Source organism: Bariatricus sp. SGI.019 (assembly GCF_050315235.1).
Classification (GTDB): Bacteria; Bacillota; Clostridia; order Lachnospirales; family Lachnospiraceae; genus JAFBIX01.
The window spans coordinates 92,644-113,426 of the sequence record NZ_JBNPOQ010000011.1 but is presented as its reverse complement, the minus strand read 5'-3'; the positions used below and the strand labels follow the sequence as shown (position 1 = coordinate 113,426).

Annotated in this window: 22 protein-coding genes; 19 read left to right on the top strand and 3 right to left on the bottom strand. The window is 43.0% G+C overall.

What is annotated here, in order from left to right; translation table 11 throughout:
* The first annotated feature begins 4 nt into the window (after positions 1-4).
* The 4 genes from ACQRD1_RS08830 (at position 5) to ACQRD1_RS08815 (ending at position 2,642) form a co-directional block, all read left to right on the top strand.
* Positions 5-958 carry a Cna B-type domain-containing protein gene (locus tag ACQRD1_RS08830; protein ID WP_235234033.1) on the top strand — a complete coding sequence of 318 codons (954 nt, stop codon included), beginning with the start codon at positions 5-7 and terminating at the stop codon, positions 956-958.
* A 1-nt stretch (position 959) separates the two neighbouring features.
* Positions 960-1,595 carry a sortase gene (locus tag ACQRD1_RS08825; RefSeq protein WP_235234032.1) on the top strand — a complete coding sequence of 212 codons (636 nt, stop codon included), beginning with the start codon at positions 960-962 and terminating at the stop codon, positions 1,593-1,595.
* 68 nt (positions 1,596-1,663) lie between these two features.
* Positions 1,664-2,101, top strand: coding sequence for a hypothetical protein (locus tag ACQRD1_RS08820; protein WP_235234030.1), 438 nt, complete (start codon positions 1,664-1,666; stop codon positions 2,099-2,101).
* A gap of 61 nt (positions 2,102-2,162) precedes the next feature.
* Positions 2,163-2,642 carry a hypothetical protein gene (locus tag ACQRD1_RS08815; RefSeq protein ID WP_427787276.1) on the top strand — a complete coding sequence of 160 codons (480 nt, stop codon included), beginning with the start codon at positions 2,163-2,165 and terminating at the stop codon, positions 2,640-2,642.
* Positions 2,643-2,732: 90 nt separating this feature from the next.
* On the opposite strand, the gene ACQRD1_RS08810 is transcribed toward ACQRD1_RS08815, so the two are convergent.
* The gene (locus ACQRD1_RS08810) at positions 2,733-4,355 is read right to left on the bottom strand and encodes a peptidoglycan DD-metalloendopeptidase family protein (protein WP_427787275.1); all 1,623 of its coding nucleotides are present in this window, start codon (positions 4,353-4,355) and stop codon (positions 2,733-2,735) included.
* 227 nt (positions 4,356-4,582) lie between these two features.
* On the opposite strand from ACQRD1_RS08810, the gene ACQRD1_RS08805 reads away from it, so the two are divergent.
* From ACQRD1_RS08805 to ACQRD1_RS08745, 13 genes are all read left to right on the top strand, one after another.
* Positions 4,583-5,707: a hypothetical protein gene (locus ACQRD1_RS08805; protein ID WP_235234045.1), complete on the top strand. Its 1,125-nt coding sequence runs from the start codon at positions 4,583-4,585 to the stop codon at positions 5,705-5,707.
* 261 nt (positions 5,708-5,968) lie between these two features.
* Positions 5,969-6,940 (top strand): Rpn family recombination-promoting nuclease/putative transposase, encoded by a 972-nt coding sequence (locus ACQRD1_RS08800; RefSeq protein WP_347375597.1) that lies wholly within the window; start codon positions 5,969-5,971, stop codon positions 6,938-6,940.
* Position 6,941: 1 nt separating this feature from the next.
* Positions 6,942-7,829: a metallophosphoesterase gene (locus ACQRD1_RS08795; RefSeq protein ID WP_235232509.1), complete on the top strand. Its 888-nt coding sequence runs from the start codon at positions 6,942-6,944 to the stop codon at positions 7,827-7,829.
* Between the two features lie 242 nt (positions 7,830-8,071).
* On the top strand, positions 8,072-9,121 hold the full coding sequence (locus ACQRD1_RS08790) for an Rpn family recombination-promoting nuclease/putative transposase (RefSeq protein ID WP_427787274.1): 1,050 nt from the start codon (positions 8,072-8,074) through the stop codon (positions 9,119-9,121).
* Positions 9,122-9,243: 122 nt separating this feature from the next.
* Entirely contained in the window at positions 9,244-9,975 is a 732-nt protein-coding gene (locus ACQRD1_RS08785; RefSeq protein WP_427787273.1) for an Rpn family recombination-promoting nuclease/putative transposase, read from the top strand.
* Between the two features lie 194 nt (positions 9,976-10,169).
* A complete protein-coding gene (locus ACQRD1_RS08780; protein ID WP_427787272.1) occupies positions 10,170-10,508 on the top strand; it encodes a hypothetical protein in 339 nt (112 codons plus the stop codon).
* 80 nt (positions 10,509-10,588) lie between these two features.
* Positions 10,589-11,722: a radical SAM/SPASM domain-containing protein gene (locus tag ACQRD1_RS08775; protein WP_427787271.1), complete on the top strand. Its 1,134-nt coding sequence runs from the start codon at positions 10,589-10,591 to the stop codon at positions 11,720-11,722.
* 26 nt (positions 11,723-11,748) lie between these two features.
* Positions 11,749-12,036: a PqqD family protein gene (locus ACQRD1_RS08770; protein ID WP_347375602.1), complete on the top strand. Its 288-nt coding sequence runs from the start codon at positions 11,749-11,751 to the stop codon at positions 12,034-12,036.
* Positions 12,036-12,884, top strand: coding sequence for a hypothetical protein (locus ACQRD1_RS08765; protein ID WP_427787270.1), 849 nt, complete (start codon positions 12,036-12,038; stop codon positions 12,882-12,884). Before ACQRD1_RS08770 ends, ACQRD1_RS08765 begins: the two co-directional genes overlap by 1 nt.
* A gap of 12 nt (positions 12,885-12,896) precedes the next feature.
* Complete coding sequence (locus tag ACQRD1_RS08760; protein ID WP_347375604.1) at positions 12,897-14,309, top strand: polysaccharide biosynthesis tyrosine autokinase; 1,413 nt, start codon at positions 12,897-12,899, stop codon at positions 14,307-14,309.
* Between the two features lie 6 nt (positions 14,310-14,315).
* The gene (locus ACQRD1_RS08755; RefSeq protein ID WP_427787269.1) at positions 14,316-15,788 is read left to right on the top strand and encodes a polysaccharide biosynthesis tyrosine autokinase; all 1,473 of its coding nucleotides are present in this window, start codon (positions 14,316-14,318) and stop codon (positions 15,786-15,788) included.
* Entirely contained in the window at positions 15,785-16,651 is an 867-nt protein-coding gene (locus tag ACQRD1_RS08750) for a hypothetical protein (protein ID WP_427787268.1), read from the top strand. The genes ACQRD1_RS08755 and ACQRD1_RS08750 overlap by 4 nt, the downstream gene beginning before the upstream one ends.
* Positions 16,630-17,892 (top strand): nucleotidyltransferase domain-containing protein, encoded by a 1,263-nt coding sequence (locus tag ACQRD1_RS08745; RefSeq protein ID WP_427787267.1) that lies wholly within the window; start codon positions 16,630-16,632, stop codon positions 17,890-17,892. The genes ACQRD1_RS08750 and ACQRD1_RS08745 overlap by 22 nt, the downstream gene beginning before the upstream one ends.
* On the opposite strand, the gene ACQRD1_RS08740 is transcribed toward ACQRD1_RS08745, so the two are convergent.
* Together ACQRD1_RS08740 and ACQRD1_RS08735 are read right to left on the bottom strand one after the other, a co-directional pair.
* Positions 17,889-18,974: a radical SAM protein gene (locus ACQRD1_RS08740; protein WP_427787266.1), complete on the bottom strand. Its 1,086-nt coding sequence runs from the start codon at positions 18,972-18,974 to the stop codon at positions 17,889-17,891. The genes ACQRD1_RS08745 and ACQRD1_RS08740 overlap by 4 nt on opposite strands.
* 73 nt (positions 18,975-19,047) lie before the next feature.
* On the bottom strand, positions 19,048-19,449 hold the full coding sequence (locus ACQRD1_RS08735; protein ID WP_427787265.1) for a hypothetical protein: 402 nt from the start codon (positions 19,447-19,449) through the stop codon (positions 19,048-19,050).
* 361 nt (positions 19,450-19,810) lie between these two features.
* Here ACQRD1_RS08735 and ACQRD1_RS08730 point away from each other — a divergent pair, with 361 nt between their 5' ends.
* Positions 19,811-20,233, top strand: a complete 423-nt coding sequence (locus ACQRD1_RS08730) for a hypothetical protein (RefSeq protein ID WP_427787264.1) — start codon at positions 19,811-19,813, stop codon at positions 20,231-20,233.
* A gap of 101 nt (positions 20,234-20,334) precedes the next feature.
* Complete coding sequence (locus ACQRD1_RS08725; protein WP_427787263.1) at positions 20,335-20,775, top strand: S24/S26 family peptidase; 441 nt, start codon at positions 20,335-20,337, stop codon at positions 20,773-20,775.
* Positions 20,776-20,783 lie beyond the last annotated feature (8 nt).

Sequence of the window (20,783 nt, the reverse complement as noted above, 5' to 3'; positions counted from 1 at the left end):
AAGAGTGGGAAGTAAAAAAAGACTATTTCAAAAATTCCAGATAATTATCACTCTGCTTATATGTATCATGATTTTTCCACTGAGGGTTCAAGCAGACTTTAATGGAGATAAAACAGAGACAGGAAGTCTGACGCTCCATTCAAAATCAGAAGGAAAAATATTTTCGTTATATAAGGTGGCAGATTTTTCTGAGACGGGTAAATTCGATAATATAGCGGATTGGGTTCCGAAAGACGCTGCAGATTTTGAAAACCTGGATAGTGAGGGGTGGAGAGTATTAGCTAAAGAACTGTCTGAATGTGTAAATAGTGACAAAGATATTTTGCCTGTACATCAGGATATGACAGACAAGAACGGTCAGATTCTTTGGACAGGACTACAAAAAGGTCTGTATCTGGTTACAGGCGAGAGAACAGAAGATGAAGAATATATTTACATTTCGAGTCCGTCGCTTGTAACGATTCCGAACCGGACTGAAGAAGGGGTGTGGTATAATACTCCGGAGATCACAGTGAAAGAATCATCTGTAGATAAATATGAAAAAAATGATATTACGGTAGTTAAAATCTGGAAAGACGCAGGAGTGGAAGATTCACGGCCAAAAGAGATTACTGTGCAGCTTTTGAAAGATGGTAAACCGTATGGCGAATCGGTAAAGCTGAATAAAGATAATAACTGGCAGTATGAATGGAAGGAGCTTTCTGCCAGATATGAATGGACGGTCAAAGAGAAGGATGTTCCAAAGGGCTATACAGCGGCAGTTCATCAGGATGGACAAAAGTGGATCATTACGAATACGGCTGATAAGTCAACAGTAAAGAGTACAAATACATCTGGCTCAAAGCTTCCGCAGACTGGGCAGCTCTGGTGGCCGGTACCGTTTCTTGCCCTGGTCGGAATAGTACTATATTTGGTGGGATGGATTTTCAGCAAAAAAGATAAAAAAGAGGATAAGTAAAATGAAGCGTAAGGCAGGAAAATTACTAATGACGATAGGGCTGTTGCTGATTGCAGCGGCCTTTTTACTCATGGTTTATAATATATGGGAGTCAAAAAAGGCAGAAAATATGTCGGAAGAGATTCTTAATCAGATAAAAGACGGGCAGGATGAAAACGTAAGTTCTGACGATGCAGATGAAAAACCACTCTATGAAATATATCCGGATATGGAGATGCCTGTCTTGACAATTGACGGAGTAGATTATATTGGAATATTGACAGTTCCTTCTCTTGGACTGGAGCTTCCTGTGGCCGGAAATTGGAGCTATCCGAATCTGAGACGTTCCCCATGCAGATATAAAGGTTCAGCCTATAGTAATGATATGATCATAGCAGGTCATAACTATAGCAGACATTTTGGCGGACTTAAAAATCTGGCAATCGGCGAAGAGATATCTTTTAGAGATGTAGATGGGCATATATTTCAATATCAGGTTGATGATATTGAAACAATTCCGGGAACGGCAGTGGAAGATATGCATGCAGGAGAATGGGATATGACATTATTTACATGTACTTACGGAGGAAAAAGCCGTGTTACAATCAGATGTAGGAAACTGGAAAATGATCACAGTGTTATATTCAAGGGATTGTAAAAACATTGTAATTGCTTTGACGCTAATATATAATAAACTTATTGATAATGAAAGGCAGGAACAGGTCTATGACAGATAAAGAACTTCGTAGATTAAAGAGAGAAGAATTGCTGGAAATGCTGATTTCACAGAGCAAAGAGGTTGAAGAACTTCGTGCTGAGGTAAGTGAGCTTAAGAAGAAATTGGACGATAGACAAATATGTCTGGATAAGGCAGGATCCATTGCAGAGGCATCGGTTCTGCTTAATGGAGTATTTGAAGCGGCGCAGGCAGCAGCACAGCAGTATCTGGAAAATATCCAATCATTAAGCGGACAGCAAGAGCAGATTTGCGAAGAGATGGAGCGAAAGACGAAAGAGCGTTGCGAAGAGATGGAACAGGAAGCCCGGGAAAATGTTGAAAAGCGATGGGTTGAGATATCTGAACGTCTGGAAAATTTCTACAATGAGCATAAAGGATTACGTGAGCTTCTGGGAGTTGCTGGCGAGAGTGAAGAAGCAAAATAAGAAATTGGAGATTTGATTTTTTTACGAATAGAGAATAACTTGAGAAAGCAGGTGTATTTACATGGATAGATTGCAGGAAATTAATGAGTATATTAATGACATGAAGATTAAGAAAGCTTTTTTTGGCGGATATGACAAAGAAGATGTCTACAAGAAGATTGGTGTTATCGTGGATCTGTTTCGAAAATTTACAGAGGAACAGCAGGAAAAAGAGAAAGAATTGATAGAAGGGTATGAAAAACGCCTTCAAGCATCAGATATGCTGAATATGGAATTAAATAAAAAACTCGGAAACCTCGCTGCAGAGCAGAAAAATGTTATTGAGGAAAAAGAGAAGATGAAAGAAGTCTATAAAGAATATTGCGCAAATATTCTTCAGCAATATTCTAATTCCTTGCGTGCATTATCGGCAGAATTTACACAGATTCTGGATAATGTGACAAATTTGCAGAAAGATATTGTGGATGAAGACTTGTTTGAAAAACTTGGTGCGGAGATAGAAGCTGAACAGATTCCAGAACTGTCAGAGGATGAGATATAGATGTATAAATAGGCTGAGAATTTGGTGTAATATCAGATTCCCAGCCTATTTTTTGATATTAATCATTTGATGTATAGATGACAGTGTAAATTACTCTTCCGTAGAAAGATAAGTTGTCGGATCTACGGCAACTCCATTTTCTTCTACCTGAAAATGTAAATGTATTCCTGTGGATCTTCCGGTAGTACCGGTAAGACCAATCTGCTGCCCCTTGGTAACTTCCTGCCCTCCCTTGACAAATGTATGACTGAAATGCATGTATTTTGTGGTAAGTCCATTTCTGTGGTCAATCAGAACCCAGTTACCGGCAAGATTATCATATTCTGCCTTGACAACCGTACCGGATTCCGCAGCATACACGGGGAGAATCTCGCCGTTAGTGCCAAGGTCAATGCCTTTATGGAACTTGTGGTCAAAATCACGATAGCCAAAAGAACTTGTCAGGTAAGAACCTGGACACGGATCAGAAAATTGTCCGATCATTTCACTGAAATCCAGAAGTGTCATGCGATCCAGACGATACAAATCATAGCGCTCCATATGCTGGATCAGATGTTGAGAATATTGAAGACTTGTTGCCCAGCGTGAACCAATCCGAGCGGCAAAAGTATTGGCATCTGTTACTCCGGAAATTAAGTCACTGTAAGCTCGTTTGATCAGTTTCGTGCGGTCTTCGATACATTCTGTGTAGGTGTTATAAACACGGAAATCGGCTGTAGTAGTGTAATATTTTCCGGAAGAAGTCTGCTCCCCGGTTCGCATGCTCACACTTCCGGCAGTTCCGGTACCTTTAACCCCAAACAGGTTGCAATACTGGTAAGCCAGATAAGAAAGCCCCTGATGGTCTTCTCCCCCTGGTCCGTATTTACCAAAGCCAGATTCCTGAATGATCTGAGCAATCGTTACGGAAGCTGGATATCCGGTCTCGTCCTGACATTTTAATGCAGCGATAATCATCTCCTGAGTGATAAAAGACGGAATATTGTCAAGAGGAAGTGCGGCATTATATTTAATCCGCTTATTCAGCTCGACAAAAGTCTCGGATGGATTATAGCTTCGTTTTATGTAAAGAGCATCGGAACTTTCGTCCCGGATTGTGGCTTTCGGAGAAGTTGTTTTCTCAGATTGTGTGGACAGATTCGGTTTTGCATCTGATGTTTGATGGGAATCCGAACCGTTATTTTTATCCTCGGTCTTAGAAGATTCACTGGAATCCGTACCATCATTAGAATCAGAAACATCCTCAGAACCCGAGACCTCGTTGGAATCAGAAACATCCTCAGAATTCGAGACCTCGTTGGAATCCTTACTATCCTCGGCCTCAGAAGACTCGCTGGTATCCGTACCATCCTCAGGGTCAGAAGTCTCGTCAGAGTCCGTACTATCCCCAGGGTCAGAAGTCTCGTCGGAATCTGTAATATCCTCAGGAACATTTGCATCGTCAGAGTCCGTACCCTCCTCAGGATCAGAGACTTCGCCGGAATCAATAATATTCCCAGAATCCGAAGCATTCTCAGAATCTGAAGGCTTTACTTCAGCTGCCCCAGAGTTCTCTGCATTTTGCGCTTCAGAATTTTCTGATGTCACAGATTCGACTTCGGTCTCCTCGGTTAATGCAGATGCTTTTTGAATCGTTGTGCATACCAAACCAATGGTAATAATAGTAATAACTCCGACTTTTGCCAGAGAAAGTAAGAATCGATGATGCTTCAACGAATGATGCCTCCAATCTGTAAAATAATGCTGATATCATTATACCACGTAAAAAGAGTGTTTAAAAGGAAGAAAAAATGTAAAGGTTCATATGAAAAGTGTTGACGATAGAAAAAATAAATATCTATGGAAAATGAAATGAAATTCTTTTACAATAAGTTTAGCAGTGAAATTCGTGTGAAGAAAGTGGAGTTATGACTATGATGTTAAGACGTCGTTTAATGATGATGAACAATTCAACGCAAGATAATTCATATAATACTTACGTAAAATACCAGATTATGCATGGGGAGCGCAAAGTCGCTTCGATAGATACTCAGGGGCGTTGTACTGTTTTTGATCAGGATTTTATGCCATATAATCTGTATCTGGAAGATGGTGGTGAAGAGCTGGATACGTTTATTAATAATCTTGCCAATTTTTATTTTTGGTGTGCTTCTCGTGTACTGACACTTGACCGTGAATATGCGAAGGAATTGCTAAACAGTATCGGTGCCACCCAGGCTTCTACAGATAAGGAGCGTGCACAGGTTGCGTTATCTTATCATTGCCTTAGTCTTACGGATATCTATTGGGTAAAACGAGAAGAAGAAAAGATTACATTTCGTGAAATAAATTTGTTTGAAAATCATTTATCTAATGCTTTCGTGGATGTGGCATTGCGCGGCAGACAGATGACGATAGAAAACAGCCATTTGATTGCTGACGATCTTTCAACAAATGGTTCGTTTCCAAAAGCATGGCTGAGAAAAAACAATACTTTCTGGCTTCTGAAGGATGGCGGAAGTCTTGCTGTTGAGAACGAGATTCTTGCCAGTAAGATCTGTCAATGTTTTCAATGTAATCAGGTGGTTTACTCAGAAGAGTTATTTGATGGGACTTTGGTTTCATGCAGTAAAATCATGACTTCTCTTAAATATAGTCTTGTCTCCAGAGAAGCTTTTGAGGTGTTTGCTCTAAATCTGAATATGAATGCTCTGGACTATATACTGGAGCTTGACAGTTATTCTTATTATATGATGAATATTTTAGATTACCTGGTAGGGAATACGGATCGTCATTGGGGAAACTGGGGACTTCTTGTTCGCAATAGCGATAATCAGCCGGAGAGACTTTATGATCTGATGGATTTTAACAAAGCTTTTTCGGCGTATGACAGGATGGAAGGGGCAAACTGTCTGACGACAGATTCGAAAAGATGTACGCAAAAGGAAGCGGCATTAGCAGCAGTAGAAAAAGTGGGACTAAATCAGGTGGCTGAAGTGAAGAAAGAATGGTTTGCAGGCAGAGAAGAGATATATGAAAGATTTATTGAAAGACTGAAACTGCTCGAAAATCATTTGCCTAAATGATAAAATGAATGTTCAGGGACGTCTGAAGGCAGGGACCTTACAGGCGTCCGTTTTAATGTAGTCCGTTTTAATGTACGATAAAATCCTGTTGCAAAGGGAAAGCAGCTTATGATATACTTGCAGCACATCAAAATCACAGACGAGTCCGTTCGGACTAATTCAGCGTCTGTATCGCCGTTTCAAAGACGGTCTCGAAGGTCAGAGGCAATTCGCCGAAGCATTCAGTTTTGATGAGAAAAATGGATATCAGGAGGTACATGCATGGGAAAAGGAAATGCAGCAGTCAGAGAATGGATGAGTAATCCGGTACGATTTTCAGATCTCTATAACGGAATCGTATTTCAGGGAAAGCAGGTGGTATTGCCGGAGGAATTGGAGCCGGCAGAAGGAGAAACGGATATCCTGCTGGAAGATAATGAACAAAAAGTACAGGAAATACACAGATATCGGGATATTGTAATGCGATGGAAAAAGGGAGCGCTACTGGTATTACTGGCATGTGAGAATCAGGAAAAAGTACATTACGCCATGACCGTGCGCAACATGCTCTACGACAGCTTGTCCTATGCCGGGCAGATCCAGCAACTGTGGAAAGAACGGGAAAAGGAAGAAAAACAGAAGATGACAGCCCCAGAATTCTTGTCCAAGTGGAAGAAGGATGACCGCCTGGTGCCGGTTATCACACTTGTCTTCTATTACGACACAGAGCAATGGGATGGGAGTACAGACCTACACGGCATGCTCCAATGGGGAGAAGGAAATCAAGAGCTGCTGAGAGAATACGTGCCTAATTATCGAATAAACCTTGTAGACGCTGGAAATCTAGAACATCTGGAACGCTTCCAGAGCGATTTACAAGAAATATTGGGTATGCTAAAATGTAGAGGGAATAAAAAAGAACTGCTAGACTATATGAATAAAAGAGAATCATACTTTCGGAATGTAGACGAAGAAACCTACCAGGTGATGCGAGAATTCCTGCATTCCGAAAAGATGTTAAAAGAAAACGTAGAAAGGATAGAGGGAAAGGAAACGGTGGATATGTGTAAGGCATTGGATGAATTGTATAATGATGGAATAGAGCAGGGAATAGAGCGTGGAATGATTCGAGGAACAATAGAGACAATGAAGGAATTCAATATTTCTATGGAAGAGGCTATAGAAAGAATCTCGAAGAAATTCGAGATTACAAAGGAACAGGCAAAAGAAGAGGTGGAGAAGTACTGGAGCTGATATGAAAGTGGAACGTAAATCGGTGAAAAGATATAGGCAAATCTCTATCAGTATCGTTCTTCTTCTTGTTATCCTCATTCTGGGAGAGGTCTGGTGCTCTACTCATTGGCTGATTGTGCGGAACTATGAATATCAAAGCGAGAAACTGGAGCCAGGACAAGAGATTAATGTAGCAGTATTATCAGATCTTCATGATCATGAGTTCGGAGAAGAGAATGCGAGGCTGGTAAAAAAGGTAAAAGAACAAGAGCCGGATCTTATTCTTCTGGGTGGAGATTTTCTGAATGAAGACTCTGAAGATGCAGATGTGCCGTGTGCTCTTATCCGGCAGTTAAAAGACGTTGCGCCAGTCTATTTTTCTCTTGGAAATCATGAAGTTTCTTATATGGAGAACGGGCATACGGACCTGGTTGGGCAGCTGGAGGCGGCAGGCGCAGTTGTGTTGGACAAATCATATGAAGATATTGAGGTAAATGGAGTGCAGTTCCGGCTGGGCGGGCTGTATGATTATGCATTTGCTCTGGATGGAAATGACGATGCAAAGAACACACCGGAGCCAGTCAAAAGCTTCCTGGAAGATTATCAAAATACCGACCATCTAAAACTCATGATGGCGCATCGCCCGGAGAGCTTCTGCTTCGGAAATGCATCTTCGGTCTGGGATGTGGATCTGGTCATCAGCGGACATATCCATGGAGGGCAGGTGGTACTTCCGATTCTGGGTGGTCTGTACGGAGGAGATCAGGGATGGTTCCCGGAATATGTTCACGGGATGTACCGGAAAGACGATATGAATATATTCGTAACCAGCGGACTTGGAAGCCACCATCAGCTGCTTCCAAGATTCTGGAACCGGCCAGAGATAGCAACGATAAAGATTCATGGATAACGATAAAGGGCATCTGAAAATATGTGTTTTCAGATGCCTTTTCCATATGAGGCGGCAAAAAAGAATTCTGTTGCAAAAGAAATGTAAGCCATGCTATACTTGCATCACATCAAAATCACAGACGAGCCCGCTCGGGCAATTCTTGCGTCTGAATCACCGTTTCAAAGACGGTCTCGAAGGTCAAAGGCAATTCGCCGAAGCATTCAATTTTGATGAGAAAATGAATATCAGGAGGTACATGCATGGGAAAAGGAAATGCAGCAGTCAGAGAATGGATGAGCAACCCGGTAAGATTTTCAGATCTGTACAATGGGATCGTATTCCGGGGAAAGCAGGTGGTATTGCCGGAGGAATTGGAGTCGGCAGAAGGAGAAACGGATATCCTGCTGGAAGACAAAGAACAAAAAGTTCAGGAGATCCACAGATACCGGGATATCGTAATGCGGTGGAAAAAGGGAGCACTACTGGTATTACTGGCATGTGAGAATCAGGAAAAAGTACATTACGCCATGACCGTGCGCAACATGCTTTACGACAGCTTGTCTTACGTCGGTCAGATTCAGCAACTGTGGAAAGAACGGGAAAAGGAAGAAAAACAGAAGATGACAGCCCCGGAATTCTTGTCCAAGTGGAAGAAGGATGACCGCCTGGTGCCGGTCATCACACTTGTCTTCTATTACGACACAGAACAATGGGATGGAAGCACAGACCTGTACGGTATGCTCCAATGGGGAGCAGGAGAAGCAGACCGAGAATTAATAAAAAAATACGTGCCCAATTATCAAATCAACCTTGTAGACGCAGGGAATCTAGAACATCTGGAACGCTTCCAGAGCGATTTACAAGAAATATTGGGTATGCTAAAATGTAGAGGGAATAAAAAAGAACTATTAGACTATATGAATAAAAGAGAAGCATACTTTCGGAATGTAGATGAAGAAACCTACCAGGTAATGCGGGAATTCCTGCATTCTGAGAAGATGTTAAAAGAAAAAGTGGAAAGAATGGAAGGAAAGGAGACGGTGGACATGTGCAAAGCATTGGAAGAATTGTATAATGATGGAGTAGAGCAGGGAATAGAGCAAGGAAGAAAGCAAGGAATAGAGCAAGGAAGAAAGCAAGGAATAGAGCAAGGAAGAAAGCAAGGAATAGAGTGTGGAATGTTTCGAGGAACAATAGAGATAATGAAAGAATTCGGAGTTTCCAAGGAAGAGGCTATAGAAAGAATCATGAAGAAGTTCGAGATTACAAAGGAGCAGGCGGAAAAAGAGGTGGAGAAGTACTGGAACTGATATGAAAAAAGATTCATAGATAGCGATAGAAGGGTGTCTGAAAATATACGTTTTCAGATGCCCTTTTTCTATATGAATGTAGATATAATTCTATTGCAAAAGAAATATAAGCCGTGCGCAACATGCTCTACGACAGTCTGTCCTACGTCGGTCAGATCCAGCAATTGTGGAAAGAACGGGAAAAGGAAGAAAAACAGAAGATGACAGCCCCGGAATATCTGTCCAAGTGGAAGAAGGATGACCGACTGGTGCCGGTCATCACACTTGTCTTCTATTACGACACAGAACAATGGGATGGAAGCACAGACCTGTACGGTATGCTCCAATGGGGAGCAGGAGAAGCAGACCAAGAATTAATAAAAAAATACGTGCCCAATTATCAAATCAACCTTGTAGACGCAGGGAATCTAGAACATCTGGAACGCTTCCAGAGCGATTTACAAGAAATATTGGGTATGCTAAAATGTAGAGGGAATAAAAAAGAACTATTAGACTATATGAATAAAAGAGAAGCATACTTTCGGAATGTAGATGAAGAAACCTACCAGGTAATGCGGGAATTCCTGCATTCTGAGAAGCTGTTAAAAGAAAACGTGGAAAGAATGGAAGGAAAGGAGACGGTGGACATGTGCAAAGCATTGGAAGAATTGTATAATGATGGAGTAGAGCAGGGAATAGAGCAAGGAAGAAAGCAAGGAATAGAGCAAGGAATAGAGTGTGGAATGTTTCGAGGAACAATAGAGATAATGAAAGAATTCGGTATCTCCATGGAAGAGGCTATAGAGAGAATCATGAAGAAGTTCGAGATTACAAAGGAACAGGCGGAAAAAGAGGTGGAGAAGTACTGGAACTAATTTGAAAAAGGCAAAGATCTGACAGCGCACTCTTTCGAAAAACTAATACGATTGTATTTATTTTGGTACAATCTACAATTGCTTTTGCTATGATTGACAATAGGGGGATGTTTTGGTAGTATGTAAAAAAGAGTATTGGCGAATAAGTCAAAATTGATAAGGGCGAGAGAAACAAAAGAGGGAGTGGAACGCGTATGAAGAGAGAATATGTTAAACCAGTGATCGAGAGCGAAGAATTTGTGGCAAATGAATATGTAGCAGCATGTTGGAGATTAACATGTGAAACGCCTTATTGTAATTATAATAAATATAATGTAATAATAGGTGGAGATAAATATTCAGCAAATGATTTGGAACAGTGCGTAAATGATTATAATGATAATAATACTGTTCATAAAGGTGGAGATCGTCCTTATGAATCTTCTTCAAGTTATTATCATATAGGAGGATTTCAGACAGAACTGGCGGCGCATCATACATTGACAGTTCAACTTGTATCTAGCGGTGAAAAACATCCTAATGCTTCCGCTTAAATCAATTATAAACTATAGAGAGTTATCCGAACTTTCGGGTTCAGATAACTTTTTCTATATCTACATACAAAGGAGTTTTTATGGATTCATTTACCCCTACAACTAAATTAGAAGAGCGTCTTGTTATCTCAGCCACCCGGAAGCGTATTCCTCTGGGTGGTTCTTTTGAATTGTTGCCTCTGTGCAACATGAACTGTCGTATGTGCTTTCTGCGGCTGTCTACGGAGGAGATGCGCGCCCAGGGGCGGCTGCGCACGGCGGATGATTGGCTGGCTCTGGCAAGGGAAGCTAAGGAGGCAGGAATGTTGTTCCTGCTGCTGACCGGTGGGGAGCCATTCATGTATCCGGAATTTGACCGGCTGTATCGTGGACTGTCGGAGATGGGACTATTCCTGACGCTAAATACGAATGGAACATTAATAACAGAAGAATATGCAGACCTTCTGGCAGAACATCTGCCAAGGAGAGTGAATATTACGCTCTATGGCTCTTCCGATGAGATATATGGGCAGCTTTGCCGCAATCCCCATGGTTTTACCCAGGTAATGCGGGCGATTCATCTTTTGCAGGAGAGGCATGTGCCGGTGAAGCTAAATGGCAGTCTGACACCGGACAACTGGGAGGATCTGGAGAAGATTCAGCAGATCGCCCATGACCTGGATATCCCTTTGGAGGTGGATTCTTATATGTTTCCGTCTTCCAGAAAGGGTGTATGCAAGTTTGATGAGAAGGCGAGACTTACGCCGGAGAAAGCGGCAGAAGGATATGTGAAGATCAGGCAGGATGAATTGTCAGAGGAAGCCTTCCGGGAACTTGCGAAAGCCATGGCTGAATGTTATGATAAGGGAGTAGATTTTCCGGGAGAATGTGACCCGGAACCGTTGCCTTGCAGGGCGGGATTGAGTTCTTTCTGGATCAACTGGAAGGGTATGATGACACCGTGCGTGTTCATGGATCAGCCGGGAATTCCGGTATTTGAATGCGGATTTGAGAAGGCGTGGGAATATGTGAAGCAGGAGAGAGACAAACTGTTTCTTCCTTCCGAATGTACGAAGTGCGGCAAGCGTGCATTTTGTACAGTGTGCGGAGCATGTGCATATACGGAGACCGGAGATTTTCAGAAACGGCCGGATTATATGTGTGCCATGACGATGGAGAAGCTTCGCCTGATGGCGGCATATGCGGATGAAGAGTTGAGTCAACAGATAACATAAGAGAGTCAGGAGAGGAGATTAGAAAGATGAGAATTGCAAAGGAATTTATTTTAAGAGAGATTGCGGGAGAGTGTGTACTGGTTCCGACTGGTGCAACAACACAGGAATTTAACGGGTTGATCACCATGAGCGATACGGCAAGATTTATCTGGGAGAATATGGAGAAGGCAGACAGTCTGGATGAGATGATAGAGATGATTCTTGAAGAATATGAGATAGATGAAGAAACTGCAAGAAAAGATGCCGTTGGATTTATCTCGCAGTTATTACAGGCTGGTTTCGTAGAATGTACGAAGGAGGATAAGACCTGGTAATGGCAAAGAAGAGTACACGTAGGCGTCTTCAGATTCTGTTGCTTGCGGCAGCAGTTATCATGGTGATTCTGTATATTGTGAACCGGTGGGTGCTCTACAGTCGGTTTGACCGGTCAACACCGGAGATTACATTTGACTCGGAGGTGCTGGAGGTATCTGTCGCTGTTACGGAGGAAGAATTGCTGAATGGAGTAACGGCTGCAGATAAGAAAGACGGAGATGTGACGGATACGATTATTATTGAAAGTATATCCAAGATGTTGGGAGATCATGAACGGATCGTGACCTATGCAGCATTTGATAAGGATAATCACGTAGGCAAGGCACAGAGGAAGATCCGGTATACGGATTATACATCTCCGAGATTCTCTCTGGATGGTCCTCTGGAAGCAGGCACTATGAATGCAGAGATGTCTGATATACTGGCACCTTTGCATGCCACAGACTGCATTGACGGAGATCTGACCAGTCAGATAGTAGTAATAGATACTGAGATTACTTCCATGTCTGCGGATGCCATGACGGCACAGTATGAGGTGCAGGTGACGAACAGCTGCGGCGATGTGACAACACTGAAGCTTCCGGTAAGAATGCAGATGAATACGAGTGGAAGCTTCGCTGAGATTAAGCTGTCAGAGTATCTGGCTTATCGTAAAGTCGGAGAAGCTGTGGATCCTGCAGCTTTTGTAGTGAGTGCATCAGCTGGGGGACAGGAGTATGGAGTGGGAGGTGTACAGATCAATTCGAATCTGGACACATCCATGCCGGGAGTATATACAGTGACCTATACATTGAGCGTAGAGGGGAACAGTACATCTACGGATTTGATAATTGTAGTAGAAGAGTAGGACATTAAGAAGATGACAGAACAGATTGATATTGTAAATATAATCCGGCGTGTGCTCAGACAATGGCAGATGATCCTGCTGGCGGGCATCATCGCGGCCATGGGGTGCGGTATCGTGTCAAGCCGGCTGTATCGACCGCAGTTTGAGACCAAAGCAATCATTGTGGTATATGAGAAAAGTGGATCCGGTGGTACCAGCGGAGCACAGGAGACTGCATCGGTATTTCAGGAGGTCATTACCAGCAGCCTGCTGCAGAAGAAAGTGGCAGAGGCGCTTGAGGTATCATCATTGCCGGGAACCATATCCTGTGAGAGTATCCCGAATACGAATATGATTACGTTGAAGGTACAGGCAGCTGCACCGAGAGATGCCATGCTTGTAATGAACGGTATACTGGATCATTACGGAGAAGTGACTGAGAAGCTGCTTGGCAACATGGTGCTTCAGGTGCTGGAAGAGCCGAAAGTACCGATGCAGGCAATCGATGCATATGATGAAAAGCGTCTCCTTGCAAAAGCATTTCTTGTGACGGTGGCAGGACTCAGCCTGCTGCTTGCGCTGTATTATTATTTCAGGGATGATATTAAGAATGAGAATGATGTAGAGAGAAAGCTAGATACACGTCTGTTTGCATCAATATATCATGAGAATCTGAATAAAGGGTTCCACCTGAGGCGGAAGAAGGAGAAGACCGGACTTCTGGTTACCCATCCGGTTACCAGTTTCGGATATATCGAGACGTTCCAGAAGCTGTGTATGAAGTTGGACTATAAAGCGGGGCGAAGGGGAAAGAAAGTGATCCTTGTGACCAGTGTTCAGGAAAATGAAGGAAAGTCTACGGTGTCGGCTAATCTGGCATTGTCTCTTGCTAAACGTGGGAAAAAGGTGCTTCTGGTAGATGCTGACCTTCGTAAGCCGGCGCAGTTTAAGCTCTTCGGACAGACCTACACAAAGGGAGAGCCTCAGATTGGCAGTGTACTTGCAGGGAAAGCGGATCCGGAGGCTGCAATACGCGAAATTGAGCATACGGGAGTACAGCTTCTTGCGGGCAGCCGAAGCTATAAGAATGCAACCAGACTTCTTGGCAGCCGGAGTGCGTCAAAGGTATTTGCGAAGTTTCAGACAGAAGCCGACTATATTATCATAGATACACCACCTATGTATCTTGCGGCAGATGCGGAAGAGATTATGCAGTATGCGGAGATGGGACTGCTGGTGGTGAGACAGAACTGTTCGAAAGCAAAGGACATCAACGATGCAATTGATATTTTCAAGAAGACGGGATGCCATCTGTTAGGGTGTGTGCTGAATGATGTGGAGACCGGGATCTTTGGAAATCTGGCACCGGGTTCAGACGGATACCAGCACAAATACGGATATGGCTATGGATATTATAAGAAGAAAGAACCAAAGGAGAATACCTGATAAGATATGAGTAATAAAGAAGAACCCAATTTAATCGATATTACTTCTTTTCTGGAAGATTTTCTGAAAACAGTTAGAAAGTTCTGGATTTCTTTGATCATATGTATCCTGATAACGGCAGCAGGATTTTATATCTACGCAAGAGTCCATTATCAGCCGGAATACCAGAGTCAGGCAACATTTTCAGTGAATACAGAGGGAAGCTCGGTAATCAGTGGAGGAACCAGTGGCAGCGAACAGGTGAAGGAGAGTCTGCCGTACATTCTTCAGTCGGATGTGATGAAGAATATGGTTATGGAGGATCTGGAACTGGACACCTTTCCTGCGCAGATTGAATTAGAGAGTAAGGAATCGGCAAATTTTTATATACTGAAGGTCACCTCTGATGATGCAGGAATGGCATATGGTATCCTGCAGTCGATTTTGGAGAATTGTCCCAAGGCCAGTGTGTATGTGCTGGGTAAGATACAGATAGAAGTGCTGGATGACTCGGGAATTGCAGCAAGACCATGGAATTATATGGATAAGAGGATGAGCCTTGCCAAAGGCGCTGCTGTCGGAAGTTTACTCTGGATGATTTTTGCTTTTTTCTATACATTGACGAATCATACGATTCAGAGGGAAGAGGATTTTAAGAAATATTTGAGTGTAACCTGTATAGCATCTATACCGAAGATTACATTTAAGAAACGCCGTAAACAGTTTGACAGGCATATCCACATTTATAATGATAAAGTTGGTTACGGATTTCTGGAAGCGATGCGTACCGTCCGGACAAGGGTAATTCGGGAAACAAAACGCTTCGATGGACGAGTGATCCTGGTGACAAGCTCTTTGCCGGGCGAAGGTAAATCTACGTTGGCCGCGAATCTGGCTCTGTCTCTGGCTGAAAAAGGAAGGAAAACTGCGCTGGTTGATATGGATCTCAGAAATCCCTCTGTTGGCAAAGTTCTTGGATTAGAAGCTGATGTAAAATACGGTATATCAGATGTGCTGAGAAATAAAATAAATATAGAAGATGCAATCCAGACACTGGACGATTGGGGAGTCGATGTGCTTTTTGGAAAAGAAGCGGTGTCGGATCCGATTAAACTTCTTAGTACCGGACGGGTGGAAGAGCTTATGGATGAGCTGGAAGACGGGTATGATTATGTGGTTCTGGATACCCCTCCGGCGGCAATGCTGGCGGATGCATCAGCAGTTGCCAGATGTGCAGACTGTGCGCTCTATGTCGTAAAGCAGGACTATGCAAGAATAGAGAGGATTGCAGAGGGCATGGATATGCTGACACTTTCCAGACTGCCGATTATAGGCGCAGTTCTCAACGGTGCTGAACGGGCTCTGGGAGGCTACGGCGGATATGGCGGTTATCGATATGGACGCTACGGCAATTACGGCGTTTATGGAGAACAGGTAAAAGCGGGAGAAGAAAATGCGGAATATGTGGATATAGGAGAGCAACAGGAGAAAAAGGTGTGAAAAAGCAATATCGATTTGGTCACGTAAAAATAGAACTGAATATGCCGGAAAGGATGCCGGTTCCAGAGAATATGCAGAAATTTGCGTGCGAGGATACCGGGAACAATGACAGACTGTACGAGATTAGATATACATCATCTCTTGCAGAAGTCGAAGAAGGTATTAGGCAAAATAATCCTGATATGAGAGAGATTTGCAGAGAGACGCTTCGACTTTTGATGGCTCCGGGAATGGAATGCCGGATACTGAATTTTCATGGAACCAGAGAGCCGTATGGGATCCTGTTTGAAGAACAAGGAATGCCATATCAGGTATGGGTTGATGAAAAGGTTACGCCAATGCTGGTATACGATACAATCTTTGTATCGCTGCTGGCGTTAGAAAAACTGATGCTGGAGCATGATTCCCTGATTTTACACTCGGCGTATATGTACCGGGAGGGGGAAGCGGTGCTATTTTCTGCACCGTCAGAGACAGGGAAGTCAACGCAGGCTGATCTGTGGGAGAAGTATCGCGGAACCCGAACTGTGAATGGAGACCGGTCTCTTCTGGTTCGGGAAAAGGATGGCTGGTATGCCTGCGGCTGGCCGGTCTGCGGAAGCTCGGATATATGTAATAACGAATCTTATCCGATCCGTGCGATTGTGATGCTTCACCAGGCCAGGACGAACAGTATAGAGAGGCTCGAAGGATTCGAAGCGGTACAAAAGCTGATGGCTCAGATTACCATCAATATGTGGAATGCAGAGTATCAGATGAAAGCGATGGATAAAATAGAGGAGATTATTGCAGAGGTTCCGATGTATGAACTTGGATGTGATATCTCAGAGGAGGCAGTAAGATGTCTGGAAAGGGTTCTGTGATGGTGGGACTTACACGTGTACAGGAAGAATTCCTGAAAATTCTTGAAAGCTTTATGCATGGAAAAGAATATCATTTTCCGGAAGCGTTTGAAGAAATAGAAGAATTATATCAGATGGCGGGTATCCATAAGATGACTGCTGCTGTTTATGAACAGATCCGTAACGATGTGCTTCTTGGAAGACCGGAATATGCCGGCCTTGCGGGAGCATTTAAGAATTATACGATGCGGGATGTTATGATGCAGATGCAGCGGGCAGATGGTTTTCTGCGTATTTATCAGAAGATCTGTGAGGCGGGCGTACGCCCGCTGGTTGTGAAGGGTATTATTTGTCGTAATCTGTATGAGAAATCAGATTATCGCGTGTCCGGCGATGAAGATATTCTTGTTCGGAAAGAAGACTTTGCCCTATGTGACGAGATTCTGGTGGCCGAAGGGTTTCAGAGAGAAGAGCCCGATACAGAACATCTGCCGCAGGAGATTCCTTATATTAATCCGCAAAATGGTGTGTATATTGAGATGCATTTTGACCTGTTTGCAGAAGAGTCCGGTGCATATGGACACCTGAACAGAGAGTTTGCAGACGCATTTGAAACCTGTATCAGTGAGGTGATACAGGGGCAGAAGATCTGGACGCTGAGTCCGACGCTTCACCTGTTTTATCTGCTCTGTCACAGCCTGAAGCACTTTCTTCATGGCGGATTTGGAATCCGTCAGGTCTGTGATATGGTCATGATGGCAGAACACTACGGAGCTGATATTGACTGGGAGTATATATACGGGAGATTACAGGAATTACGCATGGAAGGGTTCTGGAATGGACTGGCGGAGATAGGACGGAAGTATCTTGGATTCTCTTTTGAGAAAGCGCATTATCCGGTGTTCCTGCAGAAAGAACACGTGAACTGTGATCATCTGCTTCTTGATCTCCTTGACAGCGGCATCTTCGGAGACAGCACGATGGAGAGAAAGCACAGTTCTAATATTACACTGGCAGCAGCAGAAAGCGGAAAGAAAGATACCGTGGCTTCTGTGAAGGCATCCCTGTTCCCGGGGAAAGCCTATATGGAAAAAGGATATCCGTGGATAAAAAAATGCCCGTGGCTTTTGCCGGTAGCCTGGGGCATGAGAATCGTGGGTTACTTAAAGAGCAAAAGAAAGAACAGCAAAGAAGAGCCGGGCGGCGTGGAGATTGGAATGAGCCGGGTGGAACTTTTGCGGGAGTATGATATTATAGATTAGAGGAGACATAATGATTTTCGGGTATATCTGCACATGTATTCCGGTGTTCCCTCGTAACTACCCGTTTCCAAGAACGCACTGGCAGCACAAGTTCTACATAAAGAACGCATCCGGCAAGTACTGCATTGCTCACTCAGAAGAATCTTATCTGTCTCTTCAACAATATATTTCCAGGCAGCATCAAATCCCGCATCAAACACAGACAGACTCGGCTCTGTCATGATAACACAAGGACGCATCTCTCCCTGCCAGTTAATGGTAAATGAACTTTTCCCCGCATAACAGGACATACCTCTTTGGCTAATCTGTTGCTCATCACGTTTTATATTTTCCATAACGTTTTGAGAATACTGTGCGAAAAGTTCTTCCCCCATCTCTCTGCGCAAAGACTGTATCCTTATATCTGCCGCTTTCTCTGGTTCTACCCGGGATTGAAGATTATACGGCATACTCCTTTCTCTTGTTGCTGGCATCATATAAGTGTCAATACGCACCGGAACATCCAATTTCTCTCCAATCTCAATGATTGACTCAATCTCATGCTGGTTCGCTTTCGTCAAGCTCCCGCCAATCTTTACATCAACCCCATAGTCTCTCAGAAAACGAATGCCTTCCATCGTCTTTTGGAATCCTCCTGGAAAATGGCATAAATCTTCATATGCTTTATCACTGGCACCATATAATGTAATATTTACACGCCTTGGCTTATTCTCCCCTAAAAACCTCGCCAGTTCTTCATTGATCATTGTCCCATTCGTGTTAATCGTCAAAATTATCCCCATATTTCGAAGCTCCAGATAGATTCGGCGGAATTCCGGGTGCAAAAATGGCTCTCCACCGGTTAATAGCAAGAACAAGACGCCGGCTTTTTGCATCTGCCTTCCGATTTCTATCCATTCATCTCCAGTACGCATGCGTCCCTGACGCTCCATCTCCTCTCGACTGAGTCGGACATAACACATATCACAATTCATGTTACATAGAGGGAGAAGCTCCAGGCTACCATTAATGGGAGTACGTTTTAGACTCGCCTGGGACATTAGTGCCTGTTCAATTGTCGTCATACCTTCTGTTAATTCCATAAATCGCTCCTCGAATATCTGATATAACATTGAAAAAGACTGGAGAAAGACTCCAGTCATATATATTGCTAATTTATGATTTTGCTGTTTCCCAGTCTGTTTTATTGAGCTTAGTTGTACAATGAATATTCTGTCCGTCCTCGCCTCTCCAAATAACTACTTTACGTACTCTTGCATCAATTACTCCAGTTGGTTCAAAGTACCCATCTAAGAACTCACTTGTTGATTCAACAATATGTGTAGCACTACAACTATGGTATAGTCCTAAAGGAGAGTCAGGATTACTTCCAGACCTTTGCAAACCATCTACTCCATTTGTTTCTAAATATACAATGCCACCCAAATTAGCTCCCCACTTCCTTTGCGCATCACAAACAAATTTATATGTTGTCCCACTTTCACCACAAGCTGCTATATATTCATTCGGTGAAAATCTCTCTCCAATCATCATAGGTGTTACATACTCTCTTTTCATAAACTTACGCTCCCTCACATACTATCATCAAATATAATCTACTTTGAATAATTCGTTTACTTTTCACTAATCCTAATTGTTACAATCTGTAAAATTATCATTTTCCTAACTCTACAAAACAATTATACTCGCCATTATGTGGAAAAGTCAATAACTTTTTTCGGTGAAATATGGAAAAATCGCAAAAACTTATTGACATTTTTCGAATCATTTTTATAAAAAGGATTTATCAACATAGATTCTAGCAAAAAATGTGTAAAACTCTTCTCTGATTTTCTATTAAATGCGATGAAAACATCTTGTTATTCCGTAAAATGATAATTTTATTTATATTTAATATAGGAAAGACGAGGGGATTACAATGAAACGTATAAGCTATGAAAAGCCACAGATGTATGCAGAGACTTTTATCGCTAATCAATATATCGCAGCTTGCAAAGAACCAATATACAATGTAGCGCCAATGCAAGTACAATGTATAAGTCCAGGTCATGAGAATACACAGTATAATACCATGTTCTTGGATACTCAGACAGAATGTGCTGTAAAGTTCAATCCTGGCGTAGGTACTGCCAAAGATGATAAATTTTATACACAGTTTGAAGCTTGCTGGGGAACGGATGGATGTAATAGACAAAACTGGCTTGCTGAACAGCCTAATGATACGGATTTCTCATTGCATGTAAATAGGTGGTTCGGGCATGGAACATGGCAGGATGATGAGGATGGATTTATTTTGCATGATACAGTTATTGATTTGTCTACAGTCTGGCACAGGCGATAACCTGTGTATTTTTTGTGTTAAAAATAAGAAATCTGTGCCATGAGGTATCGATTTATGCTACAATGTTTCTGTATAAGCATATGGCAGAGTGGAGGTTATCCATGAGAAGAGTTGATACGCAGGAGTATTTATCTGTATTGAAGGATCTGGTACAGGAGGGGAAGGAAGTGAGCCTTCTGGTGGCTGGCAGCAGTATGTCTCCGTTCTTGATTCATGAACGCGACTATGTGTATTTCCGGCAGCCGGACCGGGAACTTCGTAAGGGGGATATTGTATTTTTTCAGAGGAAGAGCGGGCAGTATGTGATGCACCGGATCTGGAAGGTGCGTCCGAAAGGATATTATATCGTTGGGGATGCGCAGACTGACATAGAAGGGCCGGTCCCTGGGGAACAGATCTTTGCAATTGTGACAAAGGTGCAGAGAAAGGGCAGATGGATAGAGCCCGGAGACTTCTGGTGGGAGTTTTTTGAGCATGTATGGCTTCATATGATACCGGTACGACGTATGATCATGAGCGTGTACGCGAAGATAAGAAGATAGGAGTTCTG